Here is a 12669-nt window from a genome sequence, read left to right as displayed (position 1 = left end):
TCGCTTCGGCCCCACTCGAGGCCCTACTCGATGAGCGCGTCCGGCTTGCCCTTGCTGCGCGGGCGTTCCTCCACCATCTTGCCCCAGACGATCAGCCGGTACTTGCTGGTGAACTCCGGCGTGCAGGTGGTGAGGGTGATGTAGCGGCCGGGCGCGGTGAAGCCCGAGCCCTTCGGGACGGGGTCCAGCACGCTCGTGTTGGCCGGCGGGGTCACCGGCAGCATCGAGGTCACCTTGTACACGTAGTACATGTCCTGCGTCTCGACCACGACCGCGTCGCCGGCCTTGAGCCGGTTGATGTACCGGAACGGTTCGCCGTGCGTGTTGCGGTGGGCGGCGAGTCCGAAGTTGCCGGTCTTGGCGTCCGGCATCGCCGTCTTCAGCGGAGCCTCGCCGTAGTGCCCGACCATGCCCTTGTCGAGCACCTTCCGGTTGCTGACGCCCTCCGCGATCGGCGCGACCACGTCCAGCTTGGGGATGTGCAGGATGGCGAATCCCTGCCCCGGCGCGAAGACACCCGGGTTGCGCTTGCCGCTGGCCCAGTCGTTCTGGAGCTGGTGCGTCTCGCTGCCCGCCTGCGCATGGGCGCGGACATTGGTCCACCACAGCTGGTAGGTGACGAACAGCAGCATCAGCACACCGGTGGTGATGAACACCTCGCCGATCGCCCGGCTCGCGACGACGGCCGCGCTCGGCCTGCGCAGCCGGGCCTGCCGCCGCGCCTCCACCCGGCTCAGCGGCCGGTCCCGCTCCGGTGTCCCGGCGGGCGCCGTCTCCCGGCCACCGCCATGACGCCCACCACGCCGCTTGGCGGCCTTTCTACGGGCAGCACGGCCGCCGACCGCCGCTCCGGTGGCAGAGGAGCCGGAAGGGGCCGTAGAGGCCGCCGAGGAGCCCCTGGGCTCGCTCTCCGCACCCGGCGCCGCATCGGGGACCCGCAGCGCCATCGTCTCGTCGTCCAGAACGGGGCGGTACGGCTCCTCGTAGGCCCCTTCGTAGGACCGCTCGTACGAGGCCTGGGACGACGTGTTGTACGCCCCCTCGTACGGCTCCTGCTGTGCCGCGCCCGCCGCGCCCCAGTCCCCAAGCGCACCGGAAGCCCCGTACGACTGATCCCCGTACGAGGCATCGGTCTCGCGCTCCGGGCGCAGCGCGGTCACGCCGTGGCCCTGCCCACCACCGGGGCCAGCCCCGTCGACCTCGCCACGGCACCCTGGTCGCCACACTCCACCAGCCAGTTGGCCAGCATCCGGTGACCGTGCTCGGTCAGCACCGACTCGGGATGGAACTGCACGCCCTCCACCGGGAGTTCACGGTGCCGCAGGCCCATGACGATGCCGTCGTGGGTGCGGGCGGTCACTTCCAGCTCGGCCGGGACCGTCGCCGGCTCCGCGGCCAGCGAGTGGTAGCGGGTCGCCGTGAAGGGCGAGGGCAGGCCCGTGAAGACGCCCTTGCCCCCGTGCTCCACCAGCGAGGTCTTGCCGTGCAGCAGCTCGGGCGCCCGGTCCACCACACCGCCGTACGCCACCTGCATCGACTGCATGCCGAGGCACACCCCGAAGACCGGCACCCCGGTCGAGGCGCAGTGCCGGACCATGTCCACGCACACGCCCGCCTGCTCCGGCGTCCCCGGTCCGGGCGAGAGCAGCACCCCGTCGAAGCCGTCCTGGGCGTGCGCCGTCGACACCTCGTCGTTGCGCAGCACCTCGCACTCGGCGCCCAGCTGGTACAGGTACTGGACGAGGTTGAAGACGAAGCTGTCGTAGTTGTCGACGACGAGAATCCGCGCACTCACTGGTTGTCCACCGTCACATCGTTGAAGGGCATCAGTGGTTCGGCCCACGGGAAGACGTACTGGAAGAGGATGTAGACCACGGCCAGGACCAGGACGAGCGAGATGAGCGCCTTCACCCACGCGTTCCCCGGCAGATGCCGCCAGATCCAGCCGTACATGCCGTTCCTTCCGTATCCCCACGGCACCTGACTCACGCCGTACGCCACCAGACTAACGGCGCAGAGCCCTCGGTTCGCCTGCCTCCACGGACTGTGTGGAGTCCAGGTGCGCCCAGACGATCAGCCGGTGACTGTGCCCCCATTCCGGATCGCACGTGGTCAGCGTCAGATACCGGCCCGGACGCGTATACCCGGACTTACGTGGCACAGGGTCGATCACCTCAACGTCCGTCGGCACGGTTTTGTAGGGCCCTTTGTCGATCCGATACGTGAACCAGGTCGTCCCGTCCGTCAGCACGACCGCGTCGCCCGGCCGCAGCTTCGGGAAGTCCTTGAAGGGATCTCCGTAGGTGCGCCGGTGACCGGCCACCGCGAAGTTGCCCTCCTGGCCAAGCCGCGCGGTCCCGGCGTAATGGGCGAGGCCCTTCGCCAGCACATCGCGGCCGGTGCCCTCCAGAACCGGCTTGTTCCACGTGAAACCGAGCCGCGGGATGTACATGATCGCGAAGGCCTTGCCGTAGTGGTACGGCTCCGGGTCCGTCACGGTCACCGTCGTCTCGCCCGGCGTGTCGGCGGCCGACCGCACGCTCCCCTTCGACCACTGCCGGTGCAGCTGATCGATCTGGTCGCTCATGGCACCGTCGGCCCGCACGCCCGTCCAGAACAGCACATAGGCGACGAAGAGCACGATCAGGGCGCCGACGGTGATGCACAGCTCGCTGACGGTCCGGACGATCACGCGCACCGGCGCCTCCGTGAAGGACGGGCTGGCTACTGCACGGGCTTCGCGTAGTGCAGATCCACTGTGCCCGAGTAGCCGGGAAGAGTCACCGTCCCGTCATCGGTGACTTTCCAGCCGAGGCCGTAGACGTTGACGTACACCATGTAGGTCTGGATCGCCTTGCTCGCCGCGAGCGCCTGCTGCAGCTTGCCCGGGTCCCCGACCGCCGTGATCTTGTAGGGCGGCGAGTAGACCCGGCCCTGCAGGATCAGGGTGTTGCCGACGCAGCGCACCGCGCTGGTGGAGATCAGCCGCTGGTCCATGACCTTGATCCCCTTGGCGCCGCCCTGCCACAGGGCGTTCACCACGGCCTGCAGGTCCTGCTGGTGGATCACCAGGTAGTCGGGCTGCGGCTCGGGATAGCCGGGCAGCTTGGCGGTGGCGTTGGGCGGGGCGTCGTTGAGGGTGACCGTGAGCGCGTGGCCGGTGAGCTTCTGGGTGCCGGCGCTCTTCTCCAGCCCGCTCAGCTTCTTGTCCTGCGCCTTGGTGCTGCCGTCGTCACTCTCGGCGAAGGACTCCACGCTCCCGCGCAGTGTCGCGTTGGACTCGTCCAGGTCCTTGTTCTTCCGGCTGCGCTGCTGGATCAGGTCGGAGAGCTTCAGCAGGGAGCCGTCCTGGCGGATGTCGGTGCCCTTGGCCGTGTTGAAGCTGGTGAAGAAGATCAGCCCCGCGAGCGCGAAGACGGCCGCGGTGAGCACCCGCACGGGGCGGACACGCGGTCGGCGGCCAGGGCCGGAGCCCGTTGATTGCGTCCCGGGGGAGTCGGCAGAATTGCTCAACGTACCCTTATCTCCTTCGGCGCCACGGAAGCACTACGCTAACGGACGCCCGGGGGAGCACACAGAGTCGTCAGCTTGACCCCTTGTACGCTGCCCCGAGCCCCGAACCGGTTACCTGCGCGGCCACGCAGCGCATCGACAGGAGAGACCCTCGTGCCGAAGTCACGTATCCGCAAGAAGGCCGACTACACGCCGCCGCCGGCGAAGCAGGCGGCCGCGATCAAGCTGAGCAGCCGCGCCTGGGTCGCACCCGTCATGCTGGCCATGTTCGTCATCGGCCTGGCCTGGATCGTCGTCTTCTACGTGACCGACGGCTCGCTGCCCATCGACGCCCTCGACAACTGGAACATCGTGGTCGGCTTCGGCTTCATCGCCGCCGGCTTCGGTGTCTCCACGCAGTGGAAGTAGCTCTGCCCAGGGCTATCCACTGAGTTATCCACAGGCGTTTTCCACATGGGGAAAAGAACGACGATCTGTGGATAACCCATTGGGTGTTGACGCCGGTACGACTGGCCAACCGGCCGTAACACACCTGTTCGCCCCCTCGCTGACCTGCGGATACACATCCGAGCAGCAGGGGGCACAGCTGTGTCCGCACGCGGTGCACAAGATCCGCCACGGCCTGTGGACAACGGTTCGGTATCAGGTGAGCTGAGCGGTCCTGACCAGCGTGAGGACCACCACGACGGCCAGGACGACCGCACAGGTGCCGTACTGGATCAGTGTCCGCTTCTGCCGCGGGGCGTGGACCATCGCATAGCCGACGACGACACCGGCGACCAGTCCGCCGATGTGGGCCTCCCAGGCGATGTGCATGGCCGGGGTGAAGGTGATGATCAGGTTGATCACCAGCAGGGCGACGAGCGGGCGCAGGTCGTAGTTGAGCCGGCGCATCAGCACGCCGGTGGCGCCGAAGAGGCCGAAGATCGCTCCGGAGGCACCCAGGGACTGCTGGGTGGGGTCGGCGATCAGATAGGTGAGCGCACTGCCGGCCAGGCCGGAGACGAAGTACAGCGCGAGGTAGCGCGCGCGGCCGAGGGCGGCTTCCAGGGGGCCGCCGATCCACCACAGGCTGAGCATGTTGAACAGGATGTGGGCGTAACCGCCGTGCAGGAACATCGCGGTCAGCATGCGGTAGTACTGACCCTCGGCGACGCCCTCGATCGGGCCGAACAGGGTGAACTGGGCGCGGCCGATCAGCTCGAACCGGTCGGTGAGGCTGTTGCCCACGGCCAGCTGCGCCAGGAACACGGCGAGGTTGATGCCGATCAGGACCTTGGTGAGCAGCCGCGGGTCGGCCGTGATCGTGCCACCGGCGAGCGTGCGCGGCTGGGACGCGGTCGGCGCGTGTCCCGTGCCGCTGCCGCCGCGTACGCACTCGGGGCACTGGAAGCCGACCGAGGCGCTGACCATGCACTCGGGGCAGATGGGGCGCTCGCAGCGGGTGCAGCGCACGCCGGTCTCTCGGTCCGGGTGCCGGTAGCACACGGGCACGCGGTGGGCGGCGTCCTGCGTGCTGCCTTCGGCGTGGTCCATCGCTTCCCCTTGTTCGTCGTGGGCCTGCCCCCGGCAATGCCCCGCCCCGCTCATCCTTGGTACGGATGAGCGGGGCGTTTGGTTCCCTGCGGGATGTTCCGGCTCGGGAGCGCCGGGATGTACCGGCGGGTGCGCGGTGGGCTCGGCCCTAGCGCTTCTCGACGACGACCGACTCGATGACGACGTCGTTGACCGGGCGGTCGTTGCGGCCGGTGGGCACGGCGACGATGGCGTCGACGACCTTCTGGCTGGCGGGGTCGGTGACCTCGCCGAAGATGGTGTGCTTGCGGTTCAGCCAGGTCGTCGGGGCGACCGTGATGAAGAACTGCGAGCCGTTGGTGCCCGGGCCGGCGTTGGCCATGGCGAGCAGGTACGGCTTGCTGAACGACAGGTCCGGGTGGAACTCGTCCCCGAACTTGTAGCCGGGCCCGCCGATGCCGCTGCCCAGCGGGTCGCCGCCCTGGATCATGAAACCGCTGATGACGCGGTGGAAGATCGTGCCGTTGTAGAGCGGCTTGCTGCTCTTCTCACCGGTCCCGGGGTGCGTCCACTCGCGCTCGCCCTGAGCCAGCTCGACGAAGTTCTTCACCGTCTCCGGCGCGTGGTTCGGGAAAAGCTGGACCACGATGTCGCCGTGGTTGGTCTTCAGGGTGGCGTAAAGCTGCTCAGCCACGATCTGCCTTCCGTTGTCTTCCTGTGACTCCCCGATCCTCGCACGGCCGGGCCCGTACGTCGCCCGGCAGCCACGAGTTCCGCCCGGGAGGCAGCGCCCGGCGGGGTTTCGTGGCAGTGTCGACAGCAGGATCGGGTTGCCCGGGAATCACCCGGAAGCGAGCTGAAGAAAGCGATCAGCACCCATATGCCCGCCCTCGCATGCCGCACGGACTGTTGACAGGCATGATCCGTAAAAGGGTGGAAAGTCGAATTACCGTACGCCACCGAGGAGGAGGAACCCGTGACCCGCATCGACAGCGTGCGCGCCGCGACCGGCTCGGCGAAGGACAGCGTGCTGCACGCCGCGGAAGTGGTGGCGCCCTACGCCGACACGGCCAAGGAGCGTGCCGCGCTCTATGCGCAGGAGGCACGCGTACGGCTGGCGCCCGTGGTGTCGCAGGCCGCCGAACAGGCCCGCGTGCAGTACGACGCCCGGCTCGCCCCGCGTCTGGAGCAGGCACGTGCGCATGTGCCGACGAAGGTGGACCTGGCGGCACAGGAGGCCGCCGTCCGGGCCCGCAAGGCTGCCCGGCAGGCTGCCGAGTACTCACGTCAGGCCGCCGAGTACTCACGTCCGAAGATCGAGCAGGCCGTGGCCGCGACCGCTCCGGTCCGTGACGAGGCCGCCGCGCGTGGCGCGGCCGCCCTGGCCGCGCTGCGTGGTCAGGTCTCGGCGGAGGACATTCATAAGCTGGCCCGCAGGAATGAGCGCCGGTGCAGGGCCGGCCGGGCGGTGAAGGGCCTGGCGCTGCTCGGCCTGCTGGCCGGTGGCGCCTTCGCGGCCTGGAAGTGGTGGGACAAGCAGGCCAACCCCGACTGGCTGGTCGAGCCGCCGGCCGCGACGGAGGTACCCGAGTCGGGTGGCCGGATCAGCTCGGTGGACGGCAGCGGTACCTCGGCCCTGGACCCCGAGGTCCAGGCGAAGCAGGCCGAGGAGGACGCGAACGACGACGACCAGCAGTAGCCCGGCCGGGAAGTGCCCGGGGTCGTCGCGGGACTCCCCGGAGACGGAAGATCACCTGCCGTCGGCCCTCAAATGGGCCGTGGGCCGGTCGAGTTGACGCTCGCCCTGCCCACGGCCCGTTTCACGTGAAACCATCCGAAAAAACGCCTCCCGATCTGCGTTTCCGCAGGTCGGGAGGCGTTTCATTGTGGAGCCTAGGGGAGTCGAACCCCTGACATCCGCCATGCAAAGACGGCGCTCTACCAACTGAGCTAAGGCCCCGGGAAGCAGCAGCCGACCGGAGGAACCGCGTTCCGGTGGGTGCCGCAGACCAGAGTACCGGGTCACCCCGGGTATCCCGCAAAAAGATTGGGGGTCCCCGCGGATGACCACGCTCCGTAAGATGCTCGACGTGGTTCGCTACAGCGAACCGCGGTTTTTTAGGGGAAGCGATGGGGAGACGCAATGGACGCCGCACAGCAGGAAGCCACCGCGAGAGCGCGGGAGCTGCAGCGGAACTGGTACGGGGAGCCGTTGGGGGCGCTCTTCCGTAAGCTCATCGACGATCTCGGGCTCAATCAGGCCCGTCTCGCGGCGGTTCTGGGGCTGTCCGCCCCGATGCTCTCGCAGCTGATGAGCGGCCAGCGCGCGAAGATCGGCAATCCTGCTGTGGTCCAGCGGGTGCAGCTGCTGCAGGAGCTGGCGGCCCAGGTCGCGGACGGCAGCGTGAGCGCCGCCGAGGCGACCGAGCGGATGGACGAGATCAAGAAGTCGCAGGGGGGCTCCGTGCTCAACAACACCACCCAGACCACGAGCGGTTCGGGGGCGCCGACGGTCAAGCGGGTGGTCCGCGAGATCCAGTCGCTGCTGCGCTCGGTGGCCGCCGCCGGCGACATCATCGACGCGGCGGACAGTCTCGCGCCGTCCCACCCCGAGCTGGCGGAGTTCCTCCGTGTCTACGGTGCCGGCCGCACCTCCGACGCCGTCGCGCACTACCAGTCCCACCAGAACTAGGACCCACGGCCCGGTTCCCGGAGGGGGTCCGGGGCCGGGCCGGGGCCGGTTTTCGTGAGGGGGCTGGAGCGGTCCTTGACCGTGGTGCGGGGTCGTATCGCTCATCGCGGGGGAAGTGGGGAACGAAACGGGTAGGGGAACTGTCGCGGGTCCGAGGGGGAGGAGTGACGGGCTGCCATGGGTGAGGTCTTCGCCGGTCGGTACGAGCTGGCCGACCCGATCGGACGCGGGGGTGTGGGCGCCGTATGGCGTGCCTGGGACCACCGCCGACGGCGCTATGTGGCCGCCAAGGTGCTCCAGCAGCGCGATGCCCACTCGCTGCTGCGCTTCGTACGGGAGCAGGCGCTGCGGATCGACCATCCTCATGTCCTCGCCCCGGCCAGCTGGGCCGCCGACGACGACAAGGTGCTCTTCACCATGGACCTGGTGGCGGGCGGCTCCCTGGTCCACCTCGTCGGGGACTACGGCCCGCTGCCGCCGGCGTTCGTGTGCACCCTGCTCGACCAGCTCCTGTCCGGGCTCGCCGCCGTCCACGCCGAAGGGGTCATCCACCGGGACATCAAGCCCGCCAACGTCCTCCTGGAAGCGACCGGCACCGGCAGGCCGCGGCTGCGGCTGTCCGACTTCGGCATCGCCATGCGGCTCGGCGAACCCCGCCTGACGGAGACCAACCTCGTGGTGGGCACGCCCGGTTACCTCGCGCCCGAGCAGATGCTCGGCTTTGAACCCGACTTTCCCGCCGACCTGTTCGCCGTGGGCCTGGTCGCGCTGTATCTCCTCGAAGGTGCCAAGCCGGACGCCAAGGCGCTCGTCGAGTACTTCGCGGAGAACGGGACACCGGGACCGCCCAAGGGCATCCCGGAGCCGCTCTGGCAGGTCGTCGCCACTCTGCTCCAGCCCGACCCGGAGGCCCGGTTCCGTACCGCCACGGGTGCGCGCAAGGCGCTCGCCGCCGCCGCGGAGCTCCTGCCGGAGCCCGAGCCGGACGACGAGCTGATCGAGATCTTCGACCAACTCGGCCCGCTTCCCCCGGGGTTCGCCCCCGACGGTCCCCTCAAGCGGGCTACCGGAGTGGCCCTGCACCTGGTCGAGGGCACGGAAACCGGTCCGGCCGACGGCACCGGGGCTGGTGCGGGCGCTGCTGCGGCCACCGGCGAAAGGGCTGGTGCGGACACCGGTCCACCCCGCGGTACCGGTGCGGTTCCGGCTGCCGACGCGGGCACCGGTTCCCTCTCGGACACCGGCAGCTTCCGGCTGCCGCCGCCCCAGGAGCCCCCGGCCCCCGAGCCGTACCACCCGCGACCGGCACCCCGGCCCGCCGTCCAGCAGCTCCCACCGCCCTCCCAACTCCCGTTTTCCGACCCGCACATGAGCCGCCAGAGCGGTGACCCACGGGTAGACGCCTCCACCGCTTCGTACACGGCTCGGGACACGCGGGTTCCGCCCCCGGCCCACCCGCCTCCCGGCGTGCCCGCACACGGCCGCAGGGCTCGCCGGGCCGGCCGGAAGCGGCGGCCCGGGCCGCCCGCCAAGGCCGCGATCCCGATCCTGCTGCTGGCGCTGGCCTGCTACGCCGTGGGTTTCTGGGCGTTGACCCGCGTCTGAGTCCGCCGCGCCGCCAGCGTCCACCCGGCCAGCACCAGCAGCAGCGCGGTCCCCAGGCCGAGCCCGCCGACGGCGACCAGCTCCATCACCGGGTCGCCCCCGCCCCCGGGGTTCCCGGTGAACGCCGCCTCCCGGTCCTGCCCGGTGACCGTGAAGACATCACCGGGCACGGGCTGCCCGGCGTACTCCGGTCCCGCGTGCGCCCGCCCGGCCACCCGGACCCGCAGCGTCACCTCGAAGGGGCCGCGTCCGAACGTGCCGGCCACCTGCTCGCTGAGGTGCAGGGCCAGGTAGTAGTCGCCGGCGAAGCGGACGGAGCTCACCGCGGCGGCAGCGGCGTAGCGGTTGGCGTACTCCACCTGTGGGACGGGGCGGAGTACGGCGGACTTCGGCGTGCCGGTGTAGCCGAGGGCAGCGTCCTCGACGTAGCCGCGGACGGGGTTGTAGAGGGAGAGGTTCAGGGCTCCGCCGACATAGCCGTGGCCCTGGGCGCCGGTCAGGTCGGCGGAGGCGTGCAGTTGTCGGCCCCAGTCGACGGGCACCTTGTAGAAGCGGGTCTCGCCGGGCACGAGCGCGGTCCGCCAGTTGCCCTGGCCCAGTGGGCGGGCCGAGGCGAACCCGGCGCCGCCGGAACGGTCGCGGGGTGCGCCGCCGGGTGGTTCGGGCGTGCCGGAGTCCCAGGTCTGCGGCGGGACGGTGGCGCCGGCCCGCGCCGGGCCCGGTTCGGTGGCGGGCGCGATCTCCAGATCCCAGCGCCGGGCAGGGGTCGTGGCGGACGTCCCGTCGTCGAGGCGCTGGACGAGCAGGTAGTACGTGCCCCGGCCCTGGCACAGGGTCTTGCCGGCGTCCCGCTCGGCCAGCGCGGTGACCGGGCGCGGGCTGAGCCCGGCGCCGAAGCGGGCGGAGGCGTAGCCGCAGGGCGTGCCGTGCGCGTCCTGGACGGACACTCTGATGCCGTCGGTGGCGAAGACGGTGGCGTCGGCCGGGGGCACGGCGGTGACCGGGACGTAGGCCGAGTCGGCTGCCGAGAGGACGAGGCGGAAGTAGAGCCTGCCGCTTTTGGCGAGGGAGCTGCGGTAGGTGCGGCCGGGGTCGAGCCGTTCGGCCGTGGCCGGGCTGGTGGCGCCGGCTACGGTGCGGTCGCCCGGCGCGAAGGCGTACGGCTGCGGCCGGGTGTCCTCGCCGGTGGCCGGAGTGGCGTGCGCGGGCGTGGCGAGCGGCAGGACGAGCAGCACGCACAGGCCCGGCAGCAGGGCGGTCCGCGCGGCGCGGGCGCCACAGGCCGCCCGGCGGCCGTACCGCCGTCGCAACCGCCACCACCACGCCGTTCGTCGCGCTCGCCCCCGCACGTGCCGTCCTCCCCCAGTCGTCAACGCTCCCGACGCGCCCGGCCCCGTCGGCCGCGCCCCATCCTGCCCCGGGCGCCCGTGCTTCGTCCGGGCGTCTCCCGAACGCCTACAGGACCCGGTGGACCCCCGCAACACACGGCACGGGCCGCGGTGGCGGAAAACGGCAACACAAAACCCCGACCGCGAGGGCGGCCGGGGTCTGTATCAGTTTCTGGTATCGGCACTCACGAACCCGTGGGCACGGAGTCAGTCGCCTCCGTCCACAGATCCTGCTCGGCGCGATCCGCCTGGATCTGGCGGTACACGAGGAGCCCGCCGATGGCGGCCAGTGCGACCAGGAGCAGCTTCTTCACCGCGCGACCTCGTCTTTCCTTGACGTAGGGGACCTCTGGCGCCCGACTATACACACCGACCGATATCGATCAGTGACCTGCGTCGGGGCTCAACTCCCGCCTCCGACAGCGCAATAGGCCAGGTCGGGCACCGTTCCGATCGGAGGGTGATCACACCCCCACGGACGGTTACTTTGCTCCCTCTTCGCTCACTCTCAACGGGTTTGAGGAGGTTTCCGGCCTTCTTGCGGCCATACGGGTGGTGTTCATCGGAACATCGACGCGCCACGGGCGGAGGTCCACCACTTCCCGGCCCACATACACATCATGAGGAAAGTACGCAAATCGCCCAACCCGAAAGTGAGGGGCCATGACCAAGAACAAGGTCATGAAGCTGTGGACCGCCATCGTCACCGCCTTCTTCGCGCTGTGCTCGGCGCTCGGACTCGTCGCCACCACGACCGCCACCGCCTCGGCGGCCACACCCGGGAACGACAGCCCCAGCAGCACCGGCACCGCGCACAGGACCATCCCGACGATCCCGGCACCACGTCACTGGTCCAGGTCCCACGCCAGTGCCCTGCCCCCCACGATGAAGCAACGCATCCGGGCCGAGGCCCACGGAAAGTCCCCCAGCTGCCGGCAGCGGCCCGTGAACGAGAACCAGTCGGAGACCGCGACCACTCCTGAAGAGCACTCGGCGACCTCGCTCGACTGCTGAGCGTCCGCCCTCACGCAGTACCGCAACGTCTCGACACCACGGCGACTTGCGTACGCATCAGTCGACACGGAAAAAGACCCCCGGCCGGGTTCGGCCGGGGGTCTCGCGCTTTTGTGCCCTGGGAGCATGGCCGACGAACCGACCATGCCTGAGGAAAGGTGGTGAGTGCTGCCGTGTCCCGGCGCATCACCGTTGTCACCGCTGTCCACGGCCCGTCCGCGCGGTTCCTGCCGGACGCCCACGCGTCCCTGTGCGAGCAGCGGCTTCCCGGCGGCTGGGAGTGGGACTGGGTGATCCAGGAGGACGGCACGACGGACGAGGTCCGCCGGTACGTGCCCGAGGACGCGCGGGTGAGCTTCCGGCAGGGCCGTCCCGGCGGGCCCGGGGTCGCCCGGACGATCGCGCTGGCGCGCGCCACGGGCGGGTACGTGAAGGTCCTGGACGCGGACGACCGGCTCACACCGGGCACGCTGGCCCGCGATCTGGCCGTACTGGAGGCCGACCGCACCATCGGCTGGACGACGTCCCGCGCCCTGGACCTGCTGCCCGACGGCTCGACGGTGGGTTTTCCCGGTGATCCGGAGGAGGGCCCGCTGGAACGCGGTGCCGTACTCGATCAGTGGAAGCGGAACGACTTTCGCGCGCCGGTCCATCCCGCGACCCTGTGCGTCCGGCGGGAACTGCTCATCGCGCTCGGCGGCTGGATGGCCCTGCCCGCCTCCGAGGACACCGGGCTGCTGCTGGCGCTGGACGCGGTGAGCCGCGGCTGGTTCTCGGCGGAGGCCGGTTTGCTGTACCGCAAGTGGGAGGGCCAGGTCACGGGCCGGGCGTCCCACGTCGACCCCGTCGAGCGCGAGGCCCGGATGACAGTCGCCGAGGCCCGGGCCCGCGCGCTGGCGGACCTCCGGTGGGCCTACCCGGGCAGTGCGCCCGCGCGGTGAG

Annotated in this window: 15 protein-coding genes and 1 tRNA gene; 6 read left to right on the top strand and 10 right to left on the bottom strand. The window is 70.3% G+C overall.

What is annotated here, in order from left to right; all coding sequences use genetic code 11:
- Nucleotides 1-23: 23 nt before the first annotated feature.
- Genes AB0D93_RS01180 through AB0D93_RS01160 form a run of 5 tightly spaced genes read right to left on the bottom strand, consistent with a single transcriptional unit; the run spans nt 24 to nt 3513 of the window.
- On the bottom strand, nt 24-1160 hold the full coding sequence (locus AB0D93_RS01180; RefSeq protein WP_362110840.1) for a class E sortase: 1137 nt from the start codon (nt 1158-1160) through the stop codon (nt 24-26).
- Nucleotides 1157-1795, bottom strand: a complete 639-nt coding sequence (locus tag AB0D93_RS01175) for an aminodeoxychorismate/anthranilate synthase component II (RefSeq protein WP_362110837.1) — start codon at nt 1793-1795, stop codon at nt 1157-1159. Before AB0D93_RS01175 ends, AB0D93_RS01180 begins: the two co-directional genes overlap by 4 nt.
- Nucleotides 1792-1953, bottom strand: a complete 162-nt coding sequence (locus AB0D93_RS01170) for a hypothetical protein (RefSeq protein WP_362110834.1) — start codon at nt 1951-1953, stop codon at nt 1792-1794. Before AB0D93_RS01170 ends, AB0D93_RS01175 begins: the two co-directional genes overlap by 4 nt.
- A gap of 52 nt (nt 1954-2005) precedes the next feature.
- A complete protein-coding gene (locus AB0D93_RS01165) occupies nt 2006-2698 on the bottom strand; it encodes a class E sortase (RefSeq protein ID WP_362110831.1) in 693 nt (230 codons plus the stop codon).
- A gap of 26 nt (nt 2699-2724) precedes the next feature.
- Nucleotides 2725-3513: a DUF881 domain-containing protein gene (locus tag AB0D93_RS01160; protein ID WP_362110828.1), complete on the bottom strand. Its 789-nt coding sequence runs from the start codon at nt 3511-3513 to the stop codon at nt 2725-2727.
- 153 nt (nt 3514-3666) lie between these two features.
- Here AB0D93_RS01160 and crgA point away from each other — a divergent pair, with 153 nt between their 5' ends.
- Nucleotides 3667-3921 carry a cell division protein CrgA gene (crgA, locus tag AB0D93_RS01155; RefSeq protein ID WP_362110825.1) on the top strand — a complete coding sequence of 85 codons (255 nt, stop codon included), beginning with the start codon at nt 3667-3669 and terminating at the stop codon, nt 3919-3921.
- 234 nt (nt 3922-4155) lie between these two features.
- Here the strand turns inward: crgA and AB0D93_RS01150 are convergent, their stop codons facing one another.
- Together AB0D93_RS01150 and AB0D93_RS01145 are read right to left on the bottom strand one after the other, a co-directional pair.
- Nucleotides 4156-5049 carry a rhomboid family intramembrane serine protease gene (locus AB0D93_RS01150; protein ID WP_362110822.1) on the bottom strand — a complete coding sequence of 298 codons (894 nt, stop codon included), beginning with the start codon at nt 5047-5049 and terminating at the stop codon, nt 4156-4158.
- A gap of 148 nt (nt 5050-5197) precedes the next feature.
- Nucleotides 5198-5722, bottom strand: a complete 525-nt coding sequence (locus AB0D93_RS01145; protein ID WP_362110819.1) for a peptidylprolyl isomerase — start codon at nt 5720-5722, stop codon at nt 5198-5200.
- 282 nt (nt 5723-6004) lie between these two features.
- Here AB0D93_RS01145 and AB0D93_RS01140 point away from each other — a divergent pair, with 282 nt between their 5' ends.
- Nucleotides 6005-6727, top strand: a complete 723-nt coding sequence (locus AB0D93_RS01140; RefSeq protein WP_362110816.1) for a DUF5324 family protein — start codon at nt 6005-6007, stop codon at nt 6725-6727.
- 188 nt (nt 6728-6915) lie between these two features.
- On the opposite strand, the gene AB0D93_RS01135 is transcribed toward AB0D93_RS01140, so the two are convergent.
- Nucleotides 6916-6988, bottom strand: a tRNA-Ala gene (locus AB0D93_RS01135).
- Nucleotides 6989-7171: 183 nt separating this feature from the next.
- Between AB0D93_RS01135 and AB0D93_RS01130 the strand changes: the two genes are divergently transcribed.
- Both AB0D93_RS01130 and AB0D93_RS01125 read left to right on the top strand, forming a co-directional pair.
- Entirely contained in the window at nt 7172-7720 is a 549-nt protein-coding gene (locus tag AB0D93_RS01130; protein ID WP_351217327.1) for a DNA-binding protein, read from the top strand.
- Nucleotides 7721-7897: 177 nt separating this feature from the next.
- Nucleotides 7898-9325: a serine/threonine-protein kinase gene (locus AB0D93_RS01125; protein ID WP_362110812.1), complete on the top strand. Its 1428-nt coding sequence runs from the start codon at nt 7898-7900 to the stop codon at nt 9323-9325.
- On the opposite strand, the gene AB0D93_RS01120 is transcribed toward AB0D93_RS01125, so the two are convergent.
- Nucleotides 9289-10635 (bottom strand): hypothetical protein, encoded by a 1347-nt coding sequence (locus tag AB0D93_RS01120; protein ID WP_362110809.1) that lies wholly within the window; start codon nt 10633-10635, stop codon nt 9289-9291. The genes AB0D93_RS01125 and AB0D93_RS01120 overlap by 37 nt on opposite strands.
- Nucleotides 10636-10898: 263 nt before the next feature.
- Nucleotides 10899-11027, bottom strand: a complete 129-nt coding sequence (locus AB0D93_RS01115; RefSeq protein WP_003999697.1) for a DLW-39 family protein — start codon at nt 11025-11027, stop codon at nt 10899-10901.
- Between the two features lie 349 nt (nt 11028-11376).
- On the opposite strand from AB0D93_RS01115, the gene AB0D93_RS01110 reads away from it, so the two are divergent.
- Together AB0D93_RS01110 and AB0D93_RS01105 are read left to right on the top strand one after the other, a co-directional pair.
- Nucleotides 11377-11727 (top strand): DUF6344 domain-containing protein, encoded by a 351-nt coding sequence (locus AB0D93_RS01110; protein WP_362110806.1) that lies wholly within the window; start codon nt 11377-11379, stop codon nt 11725-11727.
- A gap of 161 nt (nt 11728-11888) precedes the next feature.
- Complete coding sequence (locus tag AB0D93_RS01105; protein ID WP_362110803.1) at nt 11889-12668, top strand: glycosyltransferase; 780 nt, start codon at nt 11889-11891, stop codon at nt 12666-12668.
- The last annotated feature ends 1 nt before the right edge of the window (nt 12669 follow it).

The sequence above is a fragment of the Streptomyces sp. NPDC048191 genome, assembly GCF_040652655.1.
Taxonomy (GTDB): domain Bacteria; phylum Actinomycetota; class Actinomycetes; order Streptomycetales; family Streptomycetaceae; genus Streptomyces.
The sequence above is the reverse complement of the archived record's forward strand: the minus strand, read 5'-3'. Positions and strand labels throughout refer to the sequence as shown.